Below are 25,992 nucleotides of genomic sequence, written 5' to 3'. Positions count from 1 at the left end.
TCTCGCTCCGGCAAAGCCGTCGGGCTTTCACCCACGAGGCGAGATCTCCCCAGGTAAGAACGCACACCTTCATCGCACAACCGCCGCATCTACGCCACCTCGCCTTGGTCACAAGAGCTTTGCGGTTTTTGGCCCGCTCGCCCTGCTTGGCAACGCCTTCTATGCGGTTCTTGTTCATCGGCTCGCGATTTACGCTCCACGCTTCCTTCCCACGTTCGGTCGCCCTCACGCAGTTGCGCTTCACTTCATTCACTGTGACCAGCTCCTGGCGGGACTTGCACCCGCAGGTGTGCGCCCATGCTGGGCGCACCAAAAAAAAACGCGCCCTAAGGCGCATTTTTTGATTCAAGCGAAAACGCTTGCCCAGGCTTAGCCGGCCACCACGCGTGCCATTTCCAGGCACTTGTTGGAGTAGCCCCATTCGTTGTCGTACCAGGCCACGATCTTGATGAAGGTTCCGTCCAGCGCAATGCTGGCTTCGGCGTCAAAGATCGAGGTGCGGGTATCACCACGGAAGTCGGTGGCCACCACCTTGTCTTCGGTGTAGCCCAGCACGCCCTTGAGTGCGCCTTCGCTCTGCGCTTTCATTTCGGCGCAGATTTCCTTCAAGGTCGCTTCACTGTTCAATTCGCAGGTCAGGTCAACCACAGACACATCGGAGGTCGGCACGCGGAAAGACATGCCGGTCAGCTTTTTGTTGAGCTCGGGAATCACCACGCCGACCGCCTTGGCCGCACCGGTTGACGATGGAATGATGTTTTCCAGAATGCCGCGGCCGCCGCGCCAGTCTTTGTTCGACGGGCCGTCGACGGTTTTCTGCGTGGCAGTCGCTGCATGCACGGTGGTCATCAGGCCACGCTTGATGCCCCACTTGTCGTTCAACACCTTGGCCACGGGGGCCAGGCAGTTGGTGGTGCAGCTGGCGTTGCTGATGATGGCTTGGCCGGCGTAGGTCTTGTCGTTCACGCCATAGACAAACATTGGGGTGTCGTCTTTGGACGGGGCCGAGAAGATGACTTTTTTGGCGCCGGCGGCCAGGTGTTTTTCACCCGAGGCCTTGTCCAGGAACAGGCCGGTGGCTTCCAGCACCACGTCGGCGCCGACTTCGTTCCACTTCAGGTTGGCAGGATCGCGCTCTTGCGTCAGGCGGATTTTCTTGCCGTTGACGATGAGGGTATTGCCTTCCACCGAAACATCGCCCTTGAAGCGGCCATGCACCGAGTCGTACTGCAACATGTAGGCGAGGTAGTCGGGCTCGAGCAGGTCATTGATGGCGACAATTTCGATGTCGCTGAAGTTCTGCACGGCAGCGCGCAACACGTTGCGGCCGATACGGCCGAAGCCGTTAATACCCATCTTGATAGTCATCTGCTTTAGCTCCTGAAGTTAATCTGTCAATTTCCCCATTCGGCCGACTTCGCCCGAACAGCATTACTTTTTCATCAACACCTTGCGCACGGTATCGGCGACATTTTCGGGCGTGAAGCCGAAATGTTTGAACAGCACCGGTGCCGGCGCGGATTCGCCGTAACTGTCGATGCCAACCACGGCGGCGCAGCCATATTTCCACCAGCCATCGGTCACACCCATTTCCACCGCGATGCGCGGCAGGCCTTCGGGCAGGACTTCGGACTTGTAAGCGGTTTTCTGCTTGTCGAAAGTGGTGTTGCTAGGCATGGAGACCACGCGCACGGCAATCTTGTACTGGCTGGCCAGCAACTCTTGCGCCTTCAAGGCCAGCTGCACTTCGGAGCCGGTGGCGATGATCACGGCCTGGGCCTTTTTCTTCAGGCCGACTTCAGCCGGCTCGGCCAGCACGTATGCGCCCTTGCTGATTTCACCCAGGTCGTCTTTGGGCGCATAAGGCAGGTTCTGACGGCTCAGCAACAAAGCCGTGGGCTTGTGCTTGTTTTGCAGGGCCACGGCCCAGGCGACAGCGGTTTCGGCCGTATCAGCCGGGCGCCAGACATCCAGATTCGGGATCAGGCGCAGGCTGGCGGCATGCTCTATCGACTGGTGGGTCGGGCCGTCTTCGCCCAGGCCGATGGAATCGTGCGTGAACACATGAACCACGCGCAGCTTCATCAGCGCGGCCATGCGAATGGCGTTGCGCGAGTAGTCGCTAAAGGTCAGGAAGGTGCCGCCGTAAGGGATGAAACCGCCATGCAGGGCGATGCCGTTCATGATGGCAGCCATGCCGAATTCGCGCACGCCGTAGTTGATGTGGCGGCCGCCAATTTTGGCGCCGTCGGCCATCTCGGTCTGCACCACTTCGCCGTTGATGTCGAAGCGCAGGTTGGGCGTGGACTTGGTATTGGTCAGGTTGGAGCCGGTCAGGTCGGCCGAGCCGCCCAGCATCTCGGGCAGGCCGGCGGTAAAGGCTTCCAGCGCCAGCTGCGAAGCCTTGCGCGAGGCCACGGTTTCGGCCTTGGTGTGCGCGCCAATCACGGTGTCGACGGCGTGCTGCGCAAAGCTCTTGGGCAACTCGCCCTTCATGCGGCGCACAAACTCTGCCGCCAGTTCGGGGTAGGCCGTTTGGTAGGCGGCAAATTTCGCGTCCCAATCGGCTTCGAACGCCAGGCCCTTGGCCTTGCAATCCCAGGCGTCGTAGGCTTCCTGGGGAATCTGGAACGGCGTGTGCGACCAGTTGATGGCCTCACGCGTCAGCTTGATTTCTTCGGCGCCCAGGGGCTCGCCGTGGGCCTTGGCGGTGTCAACCCGATTCGGCGAACCCTGGCCGATATGGGTTTTGCAGACGATCAGCGTGGGCTTGTCCGCGACCTGCTTGGCCTCGGCAATCGCAGCGGAAACGGCCTCGGCATTGTGGCCGTCGATGGGGCCGATCACATTCCAGCCGTAGGCGGCAAAACGCAGCGGCGTGTTGTCGATGAACCAGGGCGCGACCTGGCCGTCAATCGAAATACCGTTGTCGTCGTAGAGCGCGATCAGCTTGTTCAGCTTCCAGGCGCCGGCCAGGCCCGCGGCCTCGTGGCTGATGCCTTCCATCAGGCAGCCATCGCCCATGAAGACATAGGTGTGGTGATCCACCACCTTGTGCTCTTCGCGGTTGAATTCCTTGGCCATCAGCTTTTCGGCCAGCGCCATGCCGACGGCATTGGTCAGGCCCTGGCCCAGCGGGCCGGTGGTGGTTTCCACGCCGGGCGTGACGTCCACTTCGGGATGGCCAGGCGTTTTGGAGCCGAGCTGACGGAAGTTCTTGAGTTCGCTGATAGGCAGCTTGTAGCCGGTCAGGTGCAACACCGAATACATCAGCATCGACGCATGGCCGTTGCTCAGCACGAATCGGTCGCGGTCAAACCAGTGCGGGTTTTGCGGGCTGTGCTTGAGGTGCTGACCCCAGAGGGCGACGGCCATGTCGGCCATGCCCATGGGGGCGCCGGGATGTCCGGAGTTGGCTTGTTGTACAGCGTCCATCGCGAGTGCGCGTATCGCATTCGCCATCATTTCATTATTGGCCATCAGGCAAAGCTCCGGATAGGTTCGGGAATCAGGGTAAACCGCTATTTTACCGGGCACTGGCCAAGGACGGCTTGCCACCGCCCGCCACGCTTCTTGCGAGCTGCTCTGCAGTGGCGGCAACAAATGCTCTAAAGTCCGGCTCATGCAAAGACTGCCTACTGGCGCAACCCACACGCGCGGCGCCCCAACATGACCCCTTCCCTCATCAAAGCCATGATCCTGGCCGCCGGTCGCGGCGAGCGCATGCGGCCGCTGACCGACAGTTGCCCCAAGCCGCTGCTCAAAGTACGCGGTAAGGCGCTGATTGACTGGCACGCCCAAGCGCTGGCACGTGGCGGCTTTTCCCAGCTGGTCATCAACACCGCCTGGCTAGGCACCGAAATTTCAAGCCATTTTGGCCTGCAGCCCAAGCAGGACGGGAGCGAGAAGCTATCAATTTCATACTCGCACGAAGGCGCTGACTTTGGCGGCGCACTGGAAACAGCGGGCGGCATTGCACGCGCCCTGCCGCTGCTGGGCGAGGTTTTCTGGGTGCTGGCCGGCGATGTGTTTGTGCCCGACTTTGAATTTTCGCCAGCCGCAGTCCAGCGCTTCATGGCCAGCGACAAACTCGCCCACCTGTGGCTGGTGCCCAATCCGCCGCACAACCCGCACGGCGACTTCGGCCTGAGTGCCGACGGCCTGGCGCTCAACCTGCCGGCCGACGACGCCGCTCCCCGCTACACCTACAGCACCATAGGCCTGTACCGGCGCGCGCTGTTCGACGCGCTGCCCTTTGGCAACCCGCAAGGTCTGGCCGCGCCGCTGGCGCCGCTGCTGCGCACGGCGATGGACAGGCAACAGGTCAGCGCCGAAATCTACACCGGCGCCTGGACCGATGTCGGCACGCCGGCACGGCTGGCCGAACTCAATCAAATCCCCACGAACTGAAAGCAGTCCTCACCATGAGCACCTCGCCAAACACCATGGCGGTTTACGCCAAACGCCGCGCCGCCATTGGCCGCGCCCTGAAAGCCGCCGGCGGTGGCATTGCCCTGCTGCCGACCGCGCCGGAAGTGCCGCGCAACCGCGACAGCGACTTTCCCTATCGCCACGACAGCTACTTTTACTACCTGACCGGTTTCAGCGAGCCGGGCGGCTGGCTGGTGATAGAGGCCAGCGGCAAAACCGTCAAAAGCACGCTGTTTTGCCGACCCAAGGACCTGGAGCGCGAAATCTGGGATGGCATACGCCTGGGGCCCAAAGCCGCACCGGCGCAGCTGGGCGTGGATGAGGCCTTCAGCGTGGATGCGCTGAACCAGAAAATGCCCGAGTTGCTGGCCAACCAGAACGCCGTCTGGTTTCCCTTTGCCACGCATCCAGGCCTGGGCAGCCAGGTCGACGGCTGGCTCGATCAGGTGCGCGCCCGCGTGCGCCAGGGCGCCGAATGCCCGACCAGCCAGCACGACTTGTGCAAGCTGCTCGACGAGATGCGCCTGTTCAAGGACAGCCAAGAGGTGTCCATACTGCGACGTGCCGGCAAGATTTCCGCCGCCGCCCATGTGCGCGCCATGCAGGCCTCGGCGGCCATGCTGCGCGCCGGCGTCAAGGGCGGGCTGCGCGAATACCACCTGGACGCCGAACTGCTGCACGAGTTCCGCCGCCAGGGCTCAGAATTTCCAGCCTACACCAGCATCGTCGCGGCGGGCGCCAATGCCTGCGTGCTGCACTACCGCGCCGGCGATACCGAACTGAAAGCCGGCCAGCTCTGCCTGATTGATGCCGGCTGCGAGCTGCAAGGCTATGCCAGCGACATCACGCGCACCTTTCCGGCCGACGGTACCTTCAGCCCGGCGCAGCGCCGCCTTTATGACATCGTGCACGCGGCGCAAGAGGCGGCCATTGCCGTGACCCGCCCCGGCAAGCGCTTCAACGACCCGCACGAAGCCGCCACCCGCGTGCTGATTGAAGGCATGCTGGAGACCGGCCTTTTGCCCAAGGCCAAACACGGCAAGGTCGACGACGTGCTGGCCTCCGGCGCCTACCGCCAGTTCTACATGCACCGCACCGGCCACTGGATGGGCATGGACGTGCATGACTGCGGCGACTACAGCGAGCCCGGCAGCAAGGCACGCGAAGAAAAGGACGCAACCGGCCAAAGCGTGATGCGCAAGCCCTCACGCATCCTGCGGCCCGGCATGGTGACCACCATAGAGCCAGGCATCTACGTGCGGCCGGCCAAAAACGTGCCCAAGGAATTCTGGAACATAGGCATACGCATAGAGGACGACGCGCTGATCACCGCCAAGGGCTGCGAGCTGCTGACACGCGAGGTCCCCGTGGCGGCCGACGAGATCGAGGCGCTGATGCGGGGCTGAGCCGGGTTGCAGCGCCAGTGCCAAACCGTGCCGACCTTAAAATCGGCCATGAAATTTTTTATCCGACTCTTCTTCAAAACCCTGCGCCTGGTCCTCGGTCCGGTGCTGCTGCTCAAGGAAGCCATCACCCGGCCCAAAGGCCTGAGCCGCCCGCAGGCCGCGCAGACGCAGGTGAATCAGCAGTGCCAGTCGCTGGTGTTGTACCAATACAAGACCTGCCCTTTTTGCATCAAGGTCAGGCAGGAAATCAGCCGCCTGTCATTGACTATCCAGCGACTGGACGCACAAGCCGAAGGCCCTGAGCGGCAGGAGTTGCTGCAGCGCGGCGGACAGACCAAGGTGCCCTGCCTGAAAATTACCGATCACGCCGGCGACAGCCAGTGGCTTTACGATTCGGAAAAAATCATCGCCTACCTGCGTGGACGATTTGCCAATGCTTGACGGCTAGTACACCAGCCAAAAAATACTAACGCCGCCGGTTTTCCAGCCCCACCACCACCAGCAGGCCGGCCAGCACCAAAGCCAGGCCGCCAAACGCCAGCGGTCCTGGCCGCTCGCCCACCACGATGATGGCCAGCACAAAGGCCGTCACCGGCTCGGCCAGGGTCAGCGTGACGCCGGTGGCCACCGAGATATGGCGCAAGGCATGACTGAACAGCAAGTAGGACATGCCGGTGGCGGCCAGCCCCAGATAGCCCACCATGGCCCAGGTGACCGGCGTTGCGCTGAAACTGTCCGAGGCCAGCGCGGCCACCGGCAGCGCGATCAGCGCCGCGACGGTAAAGACGGAGCAGGTCGCCATTTCCGGTGTGGTGATGCCGACCAGGTGCTTGCTGAGAATGGTGTAACTCGCATAAGACAGGCCCGCCGTCAGGCACAGGCCCAGACCGAGCGCATCAAAGCGGGCGCCCGCGCTGCTGCCCAGCAGCATCAGGCCCACGCCCACGATGGCCAGGGCCGTTCCCAGCCACCAGAAAGGGCGCGGTGGCCGCCTGGAGATCAGGGATTGCAGCAAGCCGGCCCAGATTGGGCCGCTGCCTATGGCCACAGCGGTTCCACTGGCCACACCGGTGGCCCTGACACCGGCAAAAAAACTCAGGTTGTAGGCGGCCATGCAAAGCCCCGCCAGCAACACCCAGCGCCAGGCCGAACGCAGCTGCGATAGCCCGGAGGATTTATCCGATCGCCCGAGCAGCACAACGCCGAGAAAAAACAGGCTGGCAATCAGCAGCCGCAAGGCGCCTATCCAGTAGGGCGAGGTTTGTGAGGAGGCAAAGGTCTGTGCCGTGCCGGTGGTGCCCCACAGGGCCGCCGCCGCCAGCGCCATGGCCGTACCGGCCAGCGAAGGGTTTTTCATGCGCCTATCTTGCGCCCGGCAGCCACGGCAACTTGCGAGCAACGCCTGAACTCGGGGTTCAGGGCAAGCGGCGCAACTGCCTGGCGCCCTGCTGGCGGTCACGCCTGAGCGCGAAGCTCAGCGCGCTGGCCGAGCCATAACCCACTTGCTGGGCCACGGTCTCCAGCGGCAGGCCTTTGTTCAGCAGCCAGGCGGCCCGGTCCAGCCGGCGCGAGCGCAGATAGGCCTGCGGCGTCAGCCCGGTCAACTCCAGCAATCTGGCGTGGAAACGCTGGGGGCTCAAAAAGAACAGCCTGGCAGCCCTGGCGGTGCTCCAGGGCTCGTGCAAACCCCGTTCCAGCGCGGCGTCTAGCTGCGCCAGATCGATGCCGCGCCTGGCCTGCACCGTGGGCGCCTGAAGCAGCTGCGCCAGCTGCAAGCCGGCATCGGACAGACTCAAGCTGCTGCGGCAGGCCGGTGTCACGGCAAAGCGCCGCACCCGCGCTACACAGGCCTGCGCCGGCAGGTCGATGACGAACATGCGCAGATCCTGCGTGGCCAGAAAACCGTGTGCCACGCCGGCTGGAATGACCATGCCGCAGGACGTATCAGCAAACGCCGAACGGCCGCCAATCTCCAGCTCCATGCGCCCTTGCAAGGCAAACATGATTTGCGCGTGCCCATGTTCATGGCTGAGGTACTCGCCGCCATAGCGCCGAATCCCGCAAGAGATCTCGCCGTCAGGGAAAGGATTTGTCAGCATGCGAAAAGTATAGGTGGGGACTCGCCATGCAACCACCGCATGACGCAGCCCGTCCCATTCTGACGTCAGAATACAACCAAAAACTACAACCATACCCGTAACCAAGCGCATCAACCAACTTGATAGATATACTTGTAGCCATGAATAACATCTCCCGTATACCTGCCCAAAAGGTCGATATTGACGGTCTTGTCGAGACCCTTAGGCAGCGTATTGCCGAAGGGAAAAAACTGCCCGCCGAGCGGGCTCTGGGCGAGGAGCTCAACGTCAACCGCCATACCTTGCGCAAGGCGCTGCTTCAGCTGCGCGCCTCGGGCGAACTGGCCTCGGGCACGCCACGCCGGCATGCCGCCCTGGCACGGGGCGGTGCGGCGCTGGCGCGCGATACCAACCCACTGGAGGTGATCGAGTTGCGGCTGGCGCTGGAGCCCATACTGGCCCGATTGGCTGCCTTGCGGGCCACACCGCTTGACATCGCACGCATAGAAAAGGCGGCCACCACACTGGCTGAAACCGAAAGCGCAGAAGCCGATCTGAACTTTCACCGGCTCATTGCGGCGGCGACACGCAACACGCTGGCCGCAGACATCTATGCCCTGCTGCGCCAGATAGGCGCGGATTCACGCCTGCACGTTCAGCAAAGCACCCGTACACAACCGGCAACCCGCCTGCGGCAACGGGATTCCGAGCACCATGTGATTGCCGCCGCCATCGCCGCGCGTGATCCGGATGCCGCGGAAAAGGCCATGCGCGCCCACTTGCACATGGTGCAGTGCCAGATCCTGGACCGGATCTCACTCAACCCCTCGGTCAGCAACAATTCCTGAGCAACCGGGGCACTGCTCAGCAGCAAGAATCACAAAGAATGTCGGGATTGAGCAGATGGGCTGGATGCCAGCCGTTGCGACCGAAGCCCAAGGCGGCGATCAAATTTTCCGCCGTTACCCGTGCAGCGCTCTGCAAGTCGGGCGCGGCCTGAACCCCACCACCATCGGGCCGTGCGGCACCGCCTTCAATGCGCGCGCGCAGTCCGGCGTCGTCCCATACCTCGGGGGCAAGGGCATTCACACCGGCCAGATTGAGCACCACAGCCGAGGGCTTGAGCATCGCCATGTCCGCCATGCTCACCGGGGCTGCCGCCAAGTCGCCACCGAGCACCACCACGTCGGCATCGCGCCAAAGCGCCGCCCGGTCAAGCCGCGTGACGGCACTTGAACTCCCACCAGAGCTGCCTTGTGGCATCAGGACATTGGCACGCTCGGCCGCCGCACTCAATGCCAGCGCCTGGCTCAAGGCGTCATCAACCGTAAATGCCACCGCCAGCGTTTTCAGGGGCGCGGCCAAAGTGACCCGGCGCGACCACTGGGCGCTGTAGCGCCCTTGTGCCTGCGCCTCGGGAACCCGCTGCTGCAGCAGGCGATGCAGAATCAACCAGGCCTGCTCGCTGGCGGCCTCCAGCGCCTGTGCCGCACTGCCTCGCTCCGGCGTATTGGTCGCCCGTATGCCGGCACGGGTCAGCAGCGAAAGGTCCAGGTTGTCATGCGCTGCATCGAGGTTGCAGATCGCCTTGAGCATGGGCAATTGCTGCACCACCGGCGCGTCGAACACAAAGCGCGAATCGGCAATCACGCCGGCCTTGCCAGCTAGCCAGCGAACCAGCTCATCGGCATCGGGCACCCGGTCGTCCAGCCGGGTTTCAACCTCGAAAAAAGTGTCAAGACGCCGCATGGCATCTTCCGCGATAGGGCGGGTCACCAGGACGCGGTGGCGCAATGAACGGTCCAGCATCAGCATCTCAGGCAGCCGGCGCCAACAAAGGCCGTCCGGTGATCAGGTCGGCCGCTTTTTCGGCAATCATGATGACGGGCGCGTTGATGTTGCCAGACGTCAGGTCGGGCATGACCGACGCATCGACGACGCGCAAGCCCTGCACGCCGATCACACGCAACTCGGCATCCACCACACTCATGGGGTCGTCCACGGTGCCCATGCGGCAAGTGCCCGCAGGATGGTGCACCGTGATGGCGGTCTTGCGAATGAAGGCATCTATGGCTTCGTCGCTCTCGGCCTGCGGGCCGGGCGCCACTTCACGGCCAATAAAGGGTGCCAGGGGCGACTGGCGCGCGATCTTGCGAACCATGCGAATCGCGGCACGTGTGGCTTTCCAGTCGGCTTCGCAACCCAGAAAGTTCTGGAAGATGCGTGGCGCGGCGGCCGGGTCTTTGGACGTCAGTTCGATGCGGCCGCGGCTTTGCGGATGAAGCAGGACGGTGCGCACGGCAAAGCCGTCCTTGAAGGGCTTCTTGAAGGGCGACAGATAAGGCCAGGCCGGCAAGGGCGCCGCCGTCAGCAGCACCTGCAGATCGGGGACCTCCTGCTCCGGGTCGCTCTTGGCAAAACCAACCACGCCACCGGGAATGTCGGAGGCAAAACCGGTGCCGGCCAGGTAAGCCTGGGCAATGGCAGGCGCAATGCGGTCCATGCGCATCATGCGATGGAAAGGTCCGGGGCTCTTGCGTTCGTACATGACCACCACGGAAACGTGATCCTGCAAGTTGGCGCCCACGCCCTTGAGCGGCACCTTCACCTTGATACCGTGCGCCGCAAGCTGGACCGGATCGCCTATGCCCGAAAGCATCAGCAGCTGAGGCGTATTGATCACGCCACTGCACAGCAACACTTCGCGCGATGCCTGCGCCACTTTTTTCTGGCCGTTTTCCAGGTATTCCACCCCGGTGGCCTTGCCGCTTTCCAGCGTCACGCGCGAAGCCAGAATCTTCACCTTCACCGTGAGGTTGGGGCGCTTCAGCGCTGGCCGCAAATACGCCACCGCCGTGCTGCAGCGCGCGCCGTTTCGAATCGTCATCTGCAAGTGACTAAAGCCTTCCTGCGAAGAGGTGTTGTAGTCCTCGGTCCAGCCGTAGCCTGCCGCCTTGGCTGCATTGGCATAAGCGCCTATCAGCGGATCCTGGTATTTGCAACGCTGCACGTTGACCGGGCCATCTGCAGCACGTTCGCCACCGGCGCCCTGCTCCCAGTTCTCCTGCCGCTTGAAGTAGGGCAGGACATGCTTGTAAGTCCAGCCCGGCAAGCCATAGCGGCTGGCCCAACGATCGAAGTCGCCGGGGTTGCCACGCACATAGGCCATGGCATTGGTGGAGGAAGATCCCCCCACCACCTTGCCACGGGCGCACTCGACGCGGCGTCCATCCACATTGGCTTCGGGTTCGGCGTAGTACATCCAGTCGTGCAAGCGGTTCTGCAGAATCTGGCCCCAGCCTAGGGGTATCTTGATCCAGGGATCACGATCCCAACCACCGGCTTCTAGCAGCAAAACCATGACGCCTGGATCTTCGCTGAGCCGGTTGGCCAGCGTACAGCCGGCAGACCCGGCACCCACAATCACGTAGTCGTATGTCTCTTGCATAGCGGCCTCAGCGCTTGGCGGCAACGCGCCGCAAGCTGACATGGATGTTCTTCTCCGAGGTGAAGGAAAGCAGTTCGGCCAGACATTCTTCACGGCCTATGCCAGACTGTTTCACGCCGCCAAACGGCGCACCCAGGAAGTGGCGCCCGACCTCATTGATCCAGACAAAGCCGGCCTGCACGCGCTGCGCCATGCGGTGGGCTTTTTCCAGGTCATTGGTCCAGATGGCACAGGTCAGGCCATAGTCCACGCCATTGACATCACGCAGCAAGTCCTCTTCGTCGCTCCATTTCAAAATGGACAGCACCGGGCCAAAAATCTCCTCCGAGGCGATGCGCATGTCGGTGCTGACATCGGCAAAAACGGTCGGTTCGATGTAAAAGCCTTGCGCCAGCGCCGGGTTGTCCGGCACCTTGCCACCATGCACCAGCCGTGCCCCGTCCTGCTTGGCCGACGCAATGAAAGCCATGACCCGCTCATGCTGGGCCCGGCTGATGATGGCGCCCATGCTGGTCGCGTAATCGGTCGGCAAACCGGGAACGTAGTTGGCGCACTGCTGCCTCACGCGCTCAATCACCTGCTCGTAGATATCGGCATGCACAAAGGCGCGGCTGGTAGAGCCGCACGACTGACCGCACCAGGTGAAATTCATGCCGGCCACAATGGCAGTGGCCGCCTCATCGACATCCACGTCGGGATAGGCGATCAAGGCGTTTTTACCCCCCAGCTCCAGCAGCACGGGCTTGATACGCTCTGCCGCCAGCTTCATCACGGCGCGCCCGGTCTGCACGCTGCCGACCAGACCAATCATGGCCACGTCGCGATGGCCCACCAGAGCCTCGCCGACTTCACGGCCACCGGGAAGAATCGAGATCACCCCTGGCGGCAGCATGTCGCCAATGAGTTCCGCCAGCCGTATCGCCGACAGAGGCGCCTGCTCGGGCGGCTTGATGATGACGGCGTTACCGGCAGCCAGCGGCGCCGCCATCTTGCCAGCGGCAAACAGGAAGGGGTGGTTGAAAGCCACGATGCGCACGACCACGCCGAGCGGCTCGCGCACCGAAAAATTCACGGCGTTGCTGCCCATCGGAATCGATGAGCCTTTCATCTCTGTCACCAGTCCGGCAAAGTAGTCGAACAGGGCTGCAGCTGTCATCACGTCCGCCGCCATCTCCTTGACCGGGTTGCCGCAATCGGCGGCATCGAGCAAGGCCAGCTCGTCGGCATGCAGGCGCAACTTGGCTGCCACGCCCTTCATGATTCGAGCGCGCTCCAGCGGCGCCGTGTCACGCCAGACGGCGAAGCCGGCTTTTGCGGCGGCCACCGCCCGGTCGGCATCGGCCGCACCAGCGATGGCCGCCCGTCCCAGAAAACGACCACTGCCGGGCTCCGTGATATTGAGATATTCGGCAGCAAGCGGTGCATGCCAGGCACCCCCATAAAACAGCCCGTCATTGATGGGCACGACCGGTGTCTGGGGTCCAGTGGCTTTACGTTCAGTGGTCATTCTGGTGATAGCTGCAAAGGGTTAACGACGGGTGGGCTTGGCGGCTTCCTGGAAGCGCGCGTCATAGCCGGCGGTCAGGCTGGCCGTCTTGGGCAGAACATCCTGAGCGATGAGAGTTTCAGCGGTTGACTTCCACTGCTGGGCAGCGATATAACCCAGGCCCTTTTCCTTGGTGGCATCACTAAAGAAGCTGCGCGCCAGATTGGTTTGCAGCTGCTTGGTCAGCATGCCGCTCTTGGGGGCATATTCCGGATTGAGCTTGACAATGATGTCCACCGCTTCTTTGGGATTGGCAGCAACATAGTCGAAGGCCTTGAGGTAGGCATTCATGAAGCGCTGAACGAGTTCGGGCTTCTGGGCAATCATTTTTTCCGACGTGAACACGCCAGACCCATAGGCGTTATAGCCAAAGTCCGAGCCTTGCACGATGGACAGGGTACCTGGACCGCCGGCTTTTTCTTCCAGCTCGGGCACTTCAGCATTGATATAGCCTGGAACGGCATCCACACGCCCCAGCAACAGGAAGCTCTCATACGGAGGAGCGACCGTGCTTTGCTTGATGTCAGCCAGCGACATGCCGTTGGCGGCCAGGAAGGCCTTCAGAAAAATATAGGTGGAACCGGACGAGTGCACGCCGATATTCATGCCCTTGAGATCGGCCGGCGTGGAAATGGGCTTGCGCGACTTGACCGAAAGCATCGCCATCGGACTTTTCTGATTGACGGCAGCCAGCGCCACCACTGGCAGTGTCTGCACACGACCGACCATCAAAGTGGGCAAGTCGGAAAAACCAAAATCGGCATTGCCATTGGCCACCAGGCGCAAGGCATCGGTAGAACCCGTTCCCTTGCGAATGGCCGTCACATTAATCCCGTTTTCAGCAAAAAACCCTTTTTCCTTGGCTACGAAAAACATCGCATGGTCAGAGCGAACCACATAGTCCAGTTGAACGGAAACATCATCGAGCTTCTGGGCAAACGAGCCTGAAGACATCAGCATGGCAACACCGGCACCGATCAAACAGCGCAGAAACTTGGAGGTAGCTTTCACGACTTTCGTCCTTTCAAAATAAATCAAAAAATCGACAAAAAACACTTCATGGAAAACCAGGGAAAACCGCAAACAAGAATCAGATCTTGGGCGTCCAGTAGATGTATTTGCTTTCGATGATTTCCACGGCGTAGTAGAAAAACATGCCCAGCAAAGAGATCTGGATCAGCGCCGCAAACACCAGCGCTGTTTCCATTTGCGTGGAAGCAAACTGGATCAGGTAGCCCAGCCCGGCGGAAGCACCGGCAAACTCACCCACGATGGCGCCTATGACGCTGAGCGTGATCGCGATCTTGATCCCCGACATCAAGGACGGCAGCGAATGTGGAATCTGTACGCGCCAGAGGATCTCGGTACGTGATGCGCCCACGGTGCGCATCAGGGTGACGAGGTTGGGATCAGCCGCTTGCAGACCCACCAGCATGTTCAAGGCCACCGGGAAAAACGCCATCACCACGATCAACAGGATCTTGGGCGCCAGGTCATAGCCAAACCACAGAATGAACAAAGGTGCCAAGGCTATTTTCGGCACGTTCTGAAACAGCACCATCAGGGGGTAGACAGCGCGCCCCATGCGCTCGAAGCGCGCAATCGCCACGGCAATCAGCATGCCCACAAGAGTGGACAGGATGAAGCCATACAGGATTTCCTCTGCGGTGACCCAGGCCGCCTGCATCAGCGCTCCCTGGCGCGTGATGAAAATCTTTCCGATCGATGAAGGCGCCGGCAGGACAAACTCGGGCAACTGAAAAACCCGGGAAATGAGCTCCCAGACAATCAGCGTCGCCACCGACAGGAAGATGGCCGGCGAAGCGGCAGCAAACCAGCGGGCCAAACGGCCGCTGCCGGCCTTGGCTTTAGAGGTGGAAGGGGTGATGACTGCGCTGCTCATGATGTGGCTTTCTGTCCGTGACCTTCTTTGAGAAGCCTGCGCAAGCGACCCGAGGCCACAGCGAATTCAGGCAGGGAATAGGTGTCCTCGACACGCGGATAAGGCAGGCCAATGGGCATGGACTCAATAATCCGAGCCGGACCGGTGGCCATCACCTGCACGTTTTTCGACAGGAAAACGGCTTCATCGATGGAATGGGTGACAAACACAATGGTTTTCCCGGTGCTGCGCCACACCTCCAGCAAGAACTCGCTCATCTCTTCCCGCGTGATGGCATCCAGTGCGCCGAAGGGCTCATCCATCATCAGGACTTCCGGGTCCATGGCCAGGGCCCGTGCAATGGCCACCCGTTGGCGCATGCCGCCAGAGAGTTGGGAAGGCAGCTTGAGCGCCGCCTTCTCCAGACCGACCATGCGCAGCATGGCTGCGGCGCGCTCGGTAATCTCTTCTTTGGACTTGTCCTTGTAGGCGATCTCCATGAGCACCTTGACGTTGTCCAAAGAATTTTTCCAGGGCATCAATGCGGCTTCCTGAAATACCAGGCCAATGCGACGCTGGCGCGCCGCTTCAGCGGGCGCCACGCCGGCCACGCTCACCTCCCCCTCGGTCGGTGGCACCAAGCCCGCCAGCACCTTCAGCAAGGTGCTCTTACCGCAGCCGGAGGGTCCGATGAGCGAGACGAAACCGCCGCGCTCAATGGACAGGTTGATGTTGTGCAGCACGCGGTTGGTCTGACCGGCATGCGTGAAGTCGACCGCAACGCCGCTGGCCCGGATATGGGGCTGGGCGTTGTCAGTCAACGGGGAGGTAGATAGAGGCATCGTGGTTTCGGGCAAGACACGCATGATGAGATCCTGGAGATGGGCGTCAGGCCGCTCAGCCTGCCGCCGTGGCCTTCTTGAAGGAGTCGCGGGCGTTCAGCTTTTCGAGCCACGCAGCAATGTGCGGCATGGCTGGAAGATTGAAGGGGAAGGCCACGCAACGCTTGACGATGGAGCCCAGAGCGATGTCTGCCAGGCTGAACTCACTGCCGGCAACCCAATCGTTTTTCGCCAGCTGCTTTTCAAGAATGGTGAGTTCCGTCGTCAAATTCTTGGCGGTATCGGCAGCACGCTCAGCCTCAGGCTTCTTGGCATCACGAAAACCGCCGAGGTAGGCCGAGTTGAGCTGGGCCAACAGCCAGTCCATCCAGCGCTCGACCTGCGTGCGGGCGGCCAGGTCGGTTGGTAACAGGGCCGACTTTTCCTTGGCGGCCAGGTAGCGAAGAATGGTGTGGGATTCCCAGATCGACAGTTCACCGTCCACCAGGGTCGGCACTTTTTGTGTCGGATTGAGCGCCAGGTAGGCCGGCGTCACGGTGTTCTCGAACTGGCGACCGTAGTCAAGACGCTCATAAGGAAGATTCAGTTCTTCCAGCAGAAAAATGACTTTTTGAACATTGCCCGAAGTGGCGCGGCCTAGCAATTGGTACATGAGGTTTCCTTTGATATGGATAAGGTTGGAAGGAGAGGAGAGCTTATTTTTCGAGTGGCTTGTAGGCCATCATTTCAATTTCGATGCGCGTGGTGATGACGGCGCGCGCCTCCACGGTGGAGCGTGCCAGGCGGCCTTCGGGAAAATACTCCTTGAAGACGCCGTTGTAGCGACCGAAGTCGCGGCCGTCTTCCAGAAAGACCGTCGCCTTCACGACGTCATCCAGCGTGCAGCCAGCCAGCGCAAGAATGCGTTCGCAAGCCTTGATGGTGGCGTGCGTTTCATCCTCGATGGAGCCGGTGACCATCTTGCCGTTTTCGTCCTTGGCCACCTGGCCCGACAAAAAGACAAAGTCGCCGGCGCGAATGGCGGGGTGAAACGGAAGGTTGGGGTTCTTCGTGCCGAAGACCTGAACGTTGTTTTGACTCATGGTGTTATCTCTTTGAATAAGTGACGCGAGGCCTTATTTGGGAAAGCATTCGATGATGTCCAGCCCATGCTGTCTATCCAGCAGGTAGACAATCCCGCGCTCATCCATCGTCACGTCGTTGGAGGAGACCCTGGCGCAACCGCTGGGCACGTCAGGCTCGTAAAAGCCCACTTCCTTGGGGCGGAAGGGGTCGGAAATATCGACCAGGCGCAGGCCCTGCGCAAACCAGGCGTAGGGAACGATGTTGTTGAAGATCTTTTCCGATGGCTGGTGGCAGCCCGTCATCATTTCCTGCGGCCGGCCGTCGATATCTATACCTTCCACCTGGAAGGTCGAGATAGGCATGGGCTGGCGCTCGTCGGTGATGTCGTAGATCCAACTGAAAGCCGGCGCACTGGGACGCAGCTTGGCGACATCTTCGTCAGCCACCAGCAAAATGTTGCGCTCCTTGAGAAGCCAGGGAATCGGCATGGCCGTATGCGTGGGGTGCGGATGCGCCGGGCTGCTGTTGACCGAAGACACCAGCTTGGGCCGGGACATGTCCGAGATGTCCAGAATGAAAAAGCCGTGATGCCAGTACGACACATACAGCCGGTCACCCAGGCGCAGCGGATGGTGGCAACGCGGCATCACAAAGTCATCCCACAGATACTCTTCCCCGCCGGCAATGTGCTGCCCCGGAATCCACCAGCTGGAGACTTCCTCGGGCTTGGCCGGATTGGCCAGGTCGAGGATCTTCATGATGTTGCCGACATAGCCATCCGCTGTTGGCGAGATATAGGCATAGCGGCCATCGAAGCTGAAGCGATGCACGCCGCCGCCCTGGCTGCTGGCCTGCCACTTGTTGATCAACTGCGGCTTGGAAGGATTGGAGATGTCGAAGATCCCCAGCCCGCCACCAAAGTCCGGTGCACCTTCACGAAATTTTTCGTAGTTGACGACCATCAGACCATCCTGGGCCCTGACCTTGTGCGAGTGCCAACCCATAGGTACATCCATGCGGCACAGCAGGCGCGGGTGACGCGGATCGGACACGTCATAGATAGACGTGCCATCGGGCGGCCGCATGTGCGAGACATACATGATGTTTTTGTCGACCCAGACCTGGCCGCCGCCAGGGCAGTCCACATGACTAAGCAGGCGAGTGTTTGATGCGCGGGCCAAGTGATCCCCTTAGACCAGTCGAACGACTTCGCCGCCGGCTGTTTTGCCAAAGCGCTGCAGCAAACCGAAAGCATCGAGCACGTTTTCATCACTTGCAATGAACAAGATGACAGGCTCGGTGGCGCTGGTGTTCACCAGTTCCATCCAGCTGTTGCCAGGCACGGCAATCGTGTCAAAGGGTTCGAAGTCAAAGGTCTGGCCGTCGACGATGCATTGGCCCTTGCCCTCCAGCGGAGACACCAGCAAGCTGGCCGTCTGCTTCAGCGGCAGCGTGCGCTCACCGGGCCGCAACATCTGCATGAAGAAGGTCATGGTCTTGTAGACAGGCCCGCCACGGACGGGGTCGGTGTACTCCACCTGCAAACCTTCGTAAGGATTGCCGTCCCAGTCCTTGTTGCGTTCCAGCAGCTCGCGAATCGCTTCATAGCGGTACACGTACACCGGCGACGAGCCACCCACGCCGCGGCGGTGGTCGATGAATCGCGGCGTCAGGCCGCCGGAGCCGTACATGCGCGCGGAGTAGTCCGAGGAGAAACGCGCCGTCTGCTTCTTCTTCAGCTGACCGTCTTCCTTGTAATCGTGCTCAAACTGCAAGGCGTTGAGCGTTTCCACCAGGGGATAGTCCAGCACCGACAAGTTGATGGCCGGTTCGGAGCCGACGTTGCCATGGTTGTGCCAGGTGTCGCGCGGCGTGAGTACCAGGTCGCCATGACCAAAAACAATGTCTTCACCCTCCACGCCGGTGAAATTCTGCTGCCCGGTCAGGCCCAGCCGAATCGCGCTGGCGGTATGCCGGTGCGGCGGCATCACCTCATTGGGATCGTTCAGGCGATAAGCGGTGTAAAGGGTGGACACCGTTGCGCGTTTAGGCTTCAACCCAGGATTGACAAGCACCAGCGAACGTCGATCCGAATCTGCATGGGTGATGAGGCGGGCCGACTGCTGGATCAAGGGCTCCAGATCACGCTTGAAACTCCACTGAAAGGGAATGGCCTTCACACCCTCCATCAATTGCTTGATGTCATCGTGCTCCACATCCGCGCGCTTGGCCCAGAACGGAAACATGTTCTTGGTGTTGATCTGCTCATACATCGCCGCCAATTCTTCTGCTCGGCCCGTTTGCATCACCTGCTCGGCAACAGTGCTTGTCATCAGTGCTCCTTAAGATCAAATCGAAGTAAATGGAAAAATCATGGTTAATTCAACCACCAACCAACCAATAGGTCAACCGTATTAACCAGTTGCACCACTGGTTGAACCAACTTCACTATGCACAAAGCACGCCAATCCATGTAAACCCTATGGCTTAAAAGATGAAAGTGCTTAAAATTCTGCATCCTGACTCTTTGCTGACGGCATAAACGCAACGCAATGTACGAACTAAGCCATTGATTTATATAAATATTTACAAATTCAATTCGATGCCACCTTAGAAGTCACTGAGTTCAAGGACGAAAAGAAGAATTTTTTATTTCCGACAGAATACTTTGGCAACCAAGGCATGATTTTTTGTTTAACCAAGCCAATTTGGTGCGACTTGCCTCAATCTGGTGCCGGAAAAAGATGCTTGCGGTTGCGCGAGGATGCACCCTCAAAACAGGGGCGATGACTGGCTGCAGTTAGCGCCAGGACGGGCGGCAACAAGCCCGTTCAGCCGGCAAGGCCGGCGCGCAGGCCACAAGATGGCCCAGCCCTGCGCCAAGGCCGGGGCCATTTTTACTATCTTATTTATAGCTGGCAGCGCAGTAGACATGCGGGCCAGCTGCCATATTTGCTTGAATATTTAATGCGCCAAGCGCGACGGCCATGCGGCCTGGCTACAAGCGTCTGGGCCGCCAAGTTCGGCGGCCTCAGAAAAGGATGGAGCGGGATGGCCACCATCCCTATGACTGGGCCACTTCAGGCCATCATGACTTCGCCTGATTGGCCACCACCGCAGGCGCGGGCATGTCATCTTGGTCCTGGCGACGCCCATAGCGCTGCGCCAGCACGGCGCACACCATCAGCTGCATCTGGTGAAACACCATCAAAGGCAGCACCAGCGCCCCCACGGCATGCGAGGCGAACAGCACCTTGGCCATGGGAATTCCGCTCGCCAGGCTTTTCTTGGAGCCGCAAAACACCATGGTGATTTCATCCTCCTTGTTGAATCCCATGCGGCGCGCCATCCAGACGGTGCTACTCAGGGCCAGACCCAGCAAGATGGCGCACACCACCAGCAGGCCGGCCAGGTCGCGCACCGACACCTGTTTCCACAGGCCCTCGATCACCGCCGCGCTAAATGCCGTGAACACGACCAGAAGAATCGAACCCTGGTCGACGAACTTCAGTGCCGCAGCCCGGCGCTTGACCCAGGCGCCGACCCAGGGGCGCAGCAAATGGCCTAGGGCAAAGGGCAGCATCAGCTGCAGCAGAATCCGCCCTATCGAGTCAAAGGACGAGCCGGCGCCGCCGCCCGGCAAGACGATCAGATTGACCAGAATGGGCGTGATAAAGACGCCGAGCAAGGTGGAAGCGGACGCGCTGCAGATCGCCGCCGGGATATTGCCGCGCGCCATCGAGGTGAGCGCGATGGCCGACTGCACCGTGGCCGGCAGCACGCACAAATACAGCACACCGGTGTACAGCGCGGGCGTGACCAAGGGGCTAAGAAGAGGGCGCAGCAGCAGGCCGAGCACGGGAAACATGACAAAGGTGCTGGCAAACACCAGCAGATGCAGCCGCCAATGCATGATGCCCGCCAGAATGGCCTCGCGTGACAGCTTGGCTCCATGCAGAAAAAACAGCAGGCCTATCGCCACAGCGGTCAGGCGCTCGAAAAATTGGGCCACGCCGCCGCTGGCGGGCAGCACGCTGGCGAGCGTGACGACCGCCACCAGGGCGAGGGTGAAGTTGTCGGGAAGATAGTTTGGACGAGTCATGCAGGGGATTGGACCGCCTGCCGGCTCAAAAGAGAAATGGATTTATCTGATAGATATATGATTCCAATGCATGAATGTCACGCTGCGCCAGCTACGGGTTTTTCTCTTCATTGCGCAAGGACGCAACTTCAGCCGCGCCGGCGATGAGCTGGGACTCACTCAGCCCGCCGTGAGTCGCGCCATCCTGGAGCTCGAATCCCGGCTTGGCCTGAAGTTGCTGGACCGCACCACGCGCGAGGTGGTTCTGACTGAAGCGGGTCATTCGCTGGCGGCCAGGCTGGCGCGGGTTCTCGAAGATCTGGACCAAACCCTGCAGGATGTCGCCGGGCTGGCCAGCGCGCGGGAAGGCAAGGTGCGCGTGGCCAGCAGCCCGACGCTATCGGCAAACCTGATGCCATCCTGCATTGCCGCCTGCGCGCAGCAGGCGCCCGGCATCCAGTTCCTGCTGCTGGACCGGATTCAGCAAGATGTGCTGGCCAGCGTGCGCAGCGGTGAAGTCGATTTCGGCGTCGTGATCGAACCTCAATCCACCGAAGACCTGTATTGCGAAACCATTCTGAGCGACCCTTTCGTGCTGGTCACGCCTCGTCGGCACGCACTCGCCAAAAGCCGGAGTGTGCGCTGGAGCGCACTCGATGGCGAGGCCCTGGTACTGCTGGACCATGCCTCGGGCAGTCGCCGCCTGATTGATGAGGCCCTGGCCAGCCAGGGGGCAAGCTGCCATGTCAAGCAGGAGCTTGGCCATCCAACCACGGTTTTTCGCATGGTGGAGGCCGGCATAGGCATCAGCGTGATGCCGGCATTGGCCGCCCTGTCTTCCGAACTGCCGCAACTGGCACTACGGACATTGACCCCGCGCGTTCAGCGAAACATCATGCTGGTGCGCCGTCGCAACCGGGTGCTTTCGCCCTTGGCCGAATGCGTCTGGAAAATCGTGCAGTCGGCAGTGCAGACGGCCTTTACCCCCAAGGGGCCGGAAAGCCAGTCTGGCATGGCGCAATCGTCAAAGCTGGACTGAGCTGGCCACAGCAGACCCAGACTATCGCCACAACATTCGCCCATCTTCCTTTAAAAATCACCATCATCACCCAATTAAAGCCCTATCAAACACAACTGCAGCCTGCCTGTAGAAAGGCTTGGAGCCCGCAGCATAGCGTCTAAAAAGTCAAAAGCACTTCACCTGTTTTGCGTACTTCTACTGACTAGGGTTTCCCCCTTTTAGCGGCCTACAATCGCAGACCTTTGACCAAGAATCGACGGCCATACTGACCGTTCTAGCCAGGAGACCTAATCAATGCAGACACCATCCGCCGTGACGCCTGACAACCGTGAAGAAAAGCGCGCCGAACTGCGCCGCGCCGCCCTTGAATATCATGAGTTTCCGACGCCCGGCAAGGTGGCGATTGCAGCGACCAAGCAGCTCACCAACCAGCGCGATCTGGCCCTGGCCTATTCGCCCGGTGTGGCCGCCCCCTGCGAGGAGATCGTCAAGGATCCGAACGCCGCGTTCAAGTACACCAGCCGCGGAAACCTGGTGGCCGTGATCACCAACGGCACAGCAGTGCTGGGTCTGGGCGACATCGGCCCGCTGGCCTCCAAGCCGGTGATGGAGGGCAAGGGCGTGCTGTTCAAGAAGTTCGCAGGCGTTGACGTGTTTGACATCGAGATCGACGAGAAAGACCCAGCCAAGCTGGTAGATATCATTGCATCGCTGGAGCCGACCTTTGGCGCCATCAACCTGGAAGACATCAAGGCACCGGACTGCTTTTATGTGGAGCGCGAGCTGCGCAAACGCATGAAGATCCCGGTGTTCCACGACGACCAGCATGGCACGGCAATTACCGTGGGTGCCGCCATGCTAAACGCCATGAAGGTCGCCGGCAAGGATCCAGCCAAGGTCAAACTGGTGACCTCGGGCGCTGGCGCGGCCGCATTGGCCTGCCTGAGCCTGCTGCTCAAGCTCGGCATTCCGCGCGAAAATATTTTCGTCACCGACCTGGCCGGCGTAGTCTATGAAGGCCGTACCGAGTTGATGGATGAAGACAAGATCCAGTTTGCCCAGAAAACCTCGGCCCGTAGCTTGAGCGAAATCATCGAAGGCGCGGACATCTTCCTGGGCCTTTCGGCCGGCGGTGTGCTCAAGCCCGAAATGGTCAAAAAGATGGCAGCGCGGCCCATTATTTTTGCACTGGCCAACCCCAATCCGGAAATCACGCCAGAAGACGTCAAGTTGGTGCGCGATGACGCCATCATGGCGACAGGTCGAACGGATTACCCAAATCAGGTCAACAACGTCCTGTGCTTCCCCTATATTTTTCGCGGCGCCCTGGATGCCGGCGCATCGACCATCACCGTCGAAATGGAAATCGCCGCCGTACATGCGATTGCCGAGCTGGCTCAGGCCGAACAAAGCGAAGTGGTGGCCGCCGCCTACGTCGGTGAAAAACTGGTGTTCGGACCCGAATATCTGATCCCCAAGCCTTTCGACCCACGCCTGATGATGAAGATTGCGCCTGCCGTGGCACAAGCCGCAGCCGACAGCGGCGTGGCCCTGCGGCCCATCCAGAACATGGACGCCTACCGCGAGCGGCTGCAGAGCTTTGTCTACGCCTCGGGCAACCTCATGAAGCCGATTTTCACGGCCGCCAAGGTTGCCGCCCGCAAGCGCGTGGCCTACGCCGAAGGCGAGGAGGAGCGCGTGCTGCGGGCCTGCCAGATCGTGGTGGACGAGGGCTTGGCCCGACCCACACTCATAGGACGGCCTGCCATCATTGCCCAGCGCATTGAGAAATTCGGCCTGCGCCTGAAGGAAGAACTCGATTACGACGTGGTCAATGTCGAGCAGGACCATCGCTACCGCGACTTCTGGCAAACCTATCACCGCATGACGGAACGCCGCGGCGTGACGGTGCAGATGGCCAAGATCGAAATGCGCCGCCGCCTGACCCTGATTGCCGGCATGCTGCTGCACAAGGGCGATGTGGACGGCCTGATTTGCGGCACCTGGGGCACCACCGCTCACCACCTGAACTACCTGAATCAGGTGATAGGCAAGCGCGAAGGCGTGAACACCTATGCCTGCATGAACGGCCTGCTTCTCCCCGGCCGCCAGGTGTTTCTGCTCGATACTCACGTCAACTACGATCCGACGGCCGAGCAACTGGTGGAGATCACCATGCTGGCCGCCGAAGAAATGATGCGTTTTGGCATCAAGCCCAAGGTCGCCCTGTTGTCGCATTCCAACTTCGGTTCGTCGGAGCAGCCCAGCGCCCTGAAAATGCGCCGCACCCTTGAATTGCTGCGCGAACAAGCGCCCTGGCTGGAGGTCGATGGCGAAATGCACGGCGACATGGCGCTGGACGCTGGCGCCCGCAGCCTGATCATGCCCAACAGCACACTGGCCGGCCAAGCCAATCTGCTGGTACTGCCAAATATCGACGCCGCCAATATCTCCTACAACCTGCTGAAGACGGCCGCCGGCGGCAACATTGCCATAGGCCCCGTGCTGCTGGGAGCCGACAAGCCCATGCACATCCTGACAGCGACCGCCACGGTGCGCCGTATTGTCAATATGACAGCACTGACCGTTGCGGATGCCAATGCCGCACGATAAGCCTCTGCTCGCTAGCCAGTACTAACTTTATAGGGGGTTTCCCCCTGTTTTTCATGCCTGAATTTTCAGCAGGCACTTGCGTTTTTTGTCGACATGGGGCAAACTACCTCTCTTGAAATTTAAGGGTTAACCCGAAAGAATGGGATTTAATTCTGAGTTCAAGAAAGGTATTTTTCATGCTGCGAAATGTGTGGGGGCGTTGGCACAAAGGTGGTGCAACGATGTTGCTGGTCTTGGTGGCCAGCCTGAGCGGCTTGAGCACCGATGCGGTGCAAGCCAAAGCGCCGCAGGCGCTGTCTCAGGCAGACACCATGACCGTCGCCCAGTTGCCCCCTCAAGGACGCAGCATGATGACGCTGATTTACCAAGGTGGGCCGTTCAAGCATGACAAGGACGGCGTGGTATTTCGCAATCGGGAACGACTTCTTCCCGCCAGCGCACGTGATTACTACCGTGAATACACCGTCAGGACACCTGGGGAGCGTAGCCGCGGGGCTAGGCGCATTGTTTGTGGCGGCTTGAAACCCGCAACGCCCGATGCCTGTTACTACACCGGCGATCACTATGCGAGTTTTCGCAAAATCGTTCAATAAACCGAACTGTGGTTGTTATTTTGACTTTTGACCTAAGAGAAAGAGAAGCGGAGATGGAAACACCACTTCGTAAGGACAACGAAACGCCATTAAAGGGCGTGCGGCCCAATATTGTGCAGTCCATACGTGCCTTCCGCGTGCCCGAGTTACAGGACGCCGCGACGCAATTGAACCAGCATTTTCTGTATGCCAACCTGGGCAATGCCCAGAACAAACAGGACGTGCTGGACATGATTGCCGCGCAATACACCTTTCCGGCGCACTTCGGCAAGAATTTCGATGCCTTGTACGACTGCATGACAGATCTGGTGCATAAATCAGGCCCGCAGCCCGGCTTCATCGTCGTACTCGAGCAGATTCCGGCCCATGCCAAGTTTGACAAAGAGGCCAGAGAGCAACTACTGGACATCTTCAGGGATGCCGCGGATTACTGGGCGGATCGCAAGATACCGTTCAGATGCTTTTATTCTTTTCTGTAGCCCGCTCCCCAGACATTGGCCAAGGGGATCGGGCGAATGAGGCCCTGCAAGTAATTTCGGAAGGCGATGAACCCATGCCGACCGACAAACTGCTAGATGTGTCGCCATTGGCGTTGCGCATGAGCAGTCCGTTCAACGCCGGTTACTGGCTCGCAGCGGCCTGAAACCCAAGGTTTCAGGTCACATCGGCATAGGGGGCCTCCATTCTTGGAGGCACCCCTGCCACACCACCCGGCATGCGGGTCCGCACCGGGCGGTTCGAGCGCTTGAGGTCAGGACAGTCTTGGCACCCCCAGCCCATTGAAGTACGCAATCGTCAGCACGATCTTGATGACCCCATTGCTGTTGCGCCACCAACGGTGGCAGTTTCCCGCCACCTGCTTGGCAACGTCTTCGCTGGCACCCATCGCCTTAAGCCCCCGGTAAATCGTCCTCGGCCGCTTCCAATGCCACAGCTGGATCGCCCTCAGGCGGTGGCGCAACCATTTGTCCAACGTTCGCCAGACT

24 protein-coding genes and 1 pseudogene are annotated in these 25,992 nt (G+C 60.5%); 8 read left to right on the top strand and 17 right to left on the bottom strand.

The window, feature by feature from the left end:
- The 3 genes from BM160_RS22815 to tkt all read right to left on the bottom strand — a co-directional run.
- Window positions 1-349: hypothetical protein (locus BM160_RS22815; protein WP_255369023.1), on the bottom strand; the 349-nt coding region annotated here is incomplete at its 3' end.
- A 20-nt stretch (window positions 350-369) separates the two neighbouring features.
- The gene (gene gap / locus BM160_RS20630) at window positions 370-1,368 is read right to left on the bottom strand and encodes a type I glyceraldehyde-3-phosphate dehydrogenase (protein ID WP_092008040.1); all 999 of its coding nucleotides are present in this window, start codon (window positions 1,366-1,368) and stop codon (window positions 370-372) included.
- A gap of 63 nt (window positions 1,369-1,431) precedes the next feature.
- On the bottom strand, window positions 1,432-3,480 hold the full coding sequence (tkt, locus tag BM160_RS20625) for a transketolase (RefSeq protein ID WP_092008039.1): 2,049 nt from the start codon (window positions 3,478-3,480) through the stop codon (window positions 1,432-1,434).
- Window positions 3,481-3,669: 189 nt separating this feature from the next.
- Between tkt and murU the strand changes: the two genes are divergently transcribed.
- From murU to BM160_RS20610, 3 genes are read left to right on the top strand one after another with little or no spacing between them, the layout of a single operon-like run.
- Window positions 3,670-4,410 carry an N-acetylmuramate alpha-1-phosphate uridylyltransferase MurU gene (murU, locus tag BM160_RS20620; protein ID WP_092008038.1) on the top strand — a complete coding sequence of 247 codons (741 nt, stop codon included), beginning with the start codon at window positions 3,670-3,672 and terminating at the stop codon, window positions 4,408-4,410.
- Window positions 4,411-4,424: 14 nt separating this feature from the next.
- Window positions 4,425-5,837 carry an aminopeptidase P N-terminal domain-containing protein gene (locus tag BM160_RS20615; RefSeq protein ID WP_177219102.1) on the top strand — a complete coding sequence of 471 codons (1,413 nt, stop codon included), beginning with the start codon at window positions 4,425-4,427 and terminating at the stop codon, window positions 5,835-5,837.
- Window positions 5,838-5,885: 48 nt separating this feature from the next.
- On the top strand, window positions 5,886-6,278 hold the full coding sequence (locus tag BM160_RS20610) for a glutaredoxin family protein (RefSeq protein ID WP_092008037.1): 393 nt from the start codon (window positions 5,886-5,888) through the stop codon (window positions 6,276-6,278).
- A gap of 25 nt (window positions 6,279-6,303) precedes the next feature.
- On the opposite strand, the gene BM160_RS20605 is transcribed toward BM160_RS20610, so the two are convergent.
- Complete coding sequence (locus tag BM160_RS20605) at window positions 6,304-7,194, bottom strand: DMT family transporter (RefSeq protein WP_092008036.1); 891 nt, start codon at window positions 7,192-7,194, stop codon at window positions 6,304-6,306.
- A 58-nt stretch (window positions 7,195-7,252) separates the two neighbouring features.
- Window positions 7,253-7,936, bottom strand: a complete 684-nt coding sequence (locus BM160_RS20600) for a helix-turn-helix domain-containing protein (RefSeq protein WP_092008035.1) — start codon at window positions 7,934-7,936, stop codon at window positions 7,253-7,255.
- A gap of 140 nt (window positions 7,937-8,076) precedes the next feature.
- Between BM160_RS20600 and BM160_RS20595 the strand changes: the two genes are divergently transcribed.
- Window positions 8,077-8,763 carry a FadR/GntR family transcriptional regulator gene (locus tag BM160_RS20595; RefSeq protein WP_092008034.1) on the top strand — a complete coding sequence of 229 codons (687 nt, stop codon included), beginning with the start codon at window positions 8,077-8,079 and terminating at the stop codon, window positions 8,761-8,763.
- A gap of 16 nt (window positions 8,764-8,779) precedes the next feature.
- Here BM160_RS20595 and BM160_RS20590 read toward each other — a convergent pair whose 3' ends face one another.
- The 11 genes from BM160_RS20590 to BM160_RS20540 form a co-directional block, all read right to left on the bottom strand.
- On the bottom strand, window positions 8,780-9,724 hold the full coding sequence (locus BM160_RS20590; protein ID WP_177219101.1) for a Rossmann-fold NAD(P)-binding domain-containing protein: 945 nt from the start codon (window positions 9,722-9,724) through the stop codon (window positions 8,780-8,782).
- A 7-nt stretch (window positions 9,725-9,731) separates the two neighbouring features.
- Window positions 9,732-11,363 (bottom strand): GMC family oxidoreductase, encoded by a 1,632-nt coding sequence (locus tag BM160_RS20585; protein ID WP_092008032.1) that lies wholly within the window; start codon window positions 11,361-11,363, stop codon window positions 9,732-9,734.
- A 7-nt stretch (window positions 11,364-11,370) separates the two neighbouring features.
- Window positions 11,371-12,870, bottom strand: a complete 1,500-nt coding sequence (locus tag BM160_RS20580) for an aldehyde dehydrogenase family protein (RefSeq protein WP_092008031.1) — start codon at window positions 12,868-12,870, stop codon at window positions 11,371-11,373.
- 21 nt (window positions 12,871-12,891) lie between these two features.
- Window positions 12,892-13,920: an ABC transporter substrate-binding protein gene (locus BM160_RS20575; protein ID WP_255369022.1), complete on the bottom strand. Its 1,029-nt coding sequence runs from the start codon at window positions 13,918-13,920 to the stop codon at window positions 12,892-12,894.
- A 79-nt stretch (window positions 13,921-13,999) separates the two neighbouring features.
- The gene (locus BM160_RS20570; RefSeq protein ID WP_092008030.1) at window positions 14,000-14,812 is read right to left on the bottom strand and encodes an ABC transporter permease; all 813 of its coding nucleotides are present in this window, start codon (window positions 14,810-14,812) and stop codon (window positions 14,000-14,002) included.
- A complete protein-coding gene (locus BM160_RS20565) occupies window positions 14,809-15,657 on the bottom strand; it encodes an ABC transporter ATP-binding protein (protein WP_255369021.1) in 849 nt (282 codons plus the stop codon). Before BM160_RS20565 ends, BM160_RS20570 begins: the two co-directional genes overlap by 4 nt.
- Before the next feature lie 31 nt (window positions 15,658-15,688).
- Window positions 15,689-16,285, bottom strand: coding sequence for a glutathione S-transferase family protein (locus BM160_RS20560; protein ID WP_092008029.1), 597 nt, complete (start codon window positions 16,283-16,285; stop codon window positions 15,689-15,691).
- Window positions 16,286-16,328: 43 nt separating this feature from the next.
- Entirely contained in the window at window positions 16,329-16,715 is a 387-nt protein-coding gene (locus BM160_RS20555) for a RidA family protein (protein ID WP_092008028.1), read from the bottom strand.
- A 33-nt stretch (window positions 16,716-16,748) separates the two neighbouring features.
- Window positions 16,749-17,879, bottom strand: coding sequence for an LVIVD repeat-containing protein (locus tag BM160_RS20550; RefSeq protein WP_255369020.1), 1,131 nt, complete (start codon window positions 17,877-17,879; stop codon window positions 16,749-16,751).
- 9 nt (window positions 17,880-17,888) lie between these two features.
- Window positions 17,889-19,031 carry a cupin domain-containing protein gene (locus BM160_RS20545; protein WP_255369019.1) on the bottom strand — a complete coding sequence of 381 codons (1,143 nt, stop codon included), beginning with the start codon at window positions 19,029-19,031 and terminating at the stop codon, window positions 17,889-17,891.
- A 755-nt stretch (window positions 19,032-19,786) separates the two neighbouring features.
- Window positions 19,787-20,800, bottom strand: coding sequence for a bile acid:sodium symporter family protein (locus BM160_RS20540; RefSeq protein ID WP_092008027.1), 1,014 nt, complete (start codon window positions 20,798-20,800; stop codon window positions 19,787-19,789).
- A 70-nt stretch (window positions 20,801-20,870) separates the two neighbouring features.
- On the opposite strand from BM160_RS20540, the gene BM160_RS20535 reads away from it, so the two are divergent.
- From BM160_RS20535 to BM160_RS20520, 4 genes are all read left to right on the top strand, one after another.
- Window positions 20,871-21,818, top strand: coding sequence for a LysR family transcriptional regulator (locus BM160_RS20535; protein WP_092008026.1), 948 nt, complete (start codon window positions 20,871-20,873; stop codon window positions 21,816-21,818).
- A gap of 276 nt (window positions 21,819-22,094) precedes the next feature.
- Entirely contained in the window at window positions 22,095-24,413 is a 2,319-nt protein-coding gene (locus tag BM160_RS20530) for an NADP-dependent malic enzyme (protein ID WP_092008025.1), read from the top strand.
- 221 nt (window positions 24,414-24,634) lie between these two features.
- Window positions 24,635-25,006, top strand: a complete 372-nt coding sequence (locus BM160_RS20525; protein WP_092008024.1) for a guanyl-specific ribonuclease — start codon at window positions 24,635-24,637, stop codon at window positions 25,004-25,006.
- A gap of 53 nt (window positions 25,007-25,059) precedes the next feature.
- Window positions 25,060-25,485 (top strand): barstar family protein, encoded by a 426-nt coding sequence (locus BM160_RS20520; protein ID WP_092008023.1) that lies wholly within the window; start codon window positions 25,060-25,062, stop codon window positions 25,483-25,485.
- A gap of 272 nt (window positions 25,486-25,757) precedes the next feature.
- Here the strand turns inward: BM160_RS20520 and BM160_RS20515 are convergent.
- Window positions 25,758-25,992, bottom strand: a pseudogene (locus BM160_RS20515) (group II intron reverse transcriptase/maturase); the annotation flags it as partial.

The organism is Polaromonas sp. OV174 (genome assembly GCF_900112285.1).
Lineage (GTDB): Bacteria > Pseudomonadota > Gammaproteobacteria > Burkholderiales > Burkholderiaceae_C > Polaromonas.
Note: the sequence above shows the minus strand (reverse complement) of the source record. Positions and strands in the feature narration are given on the sequence as shown.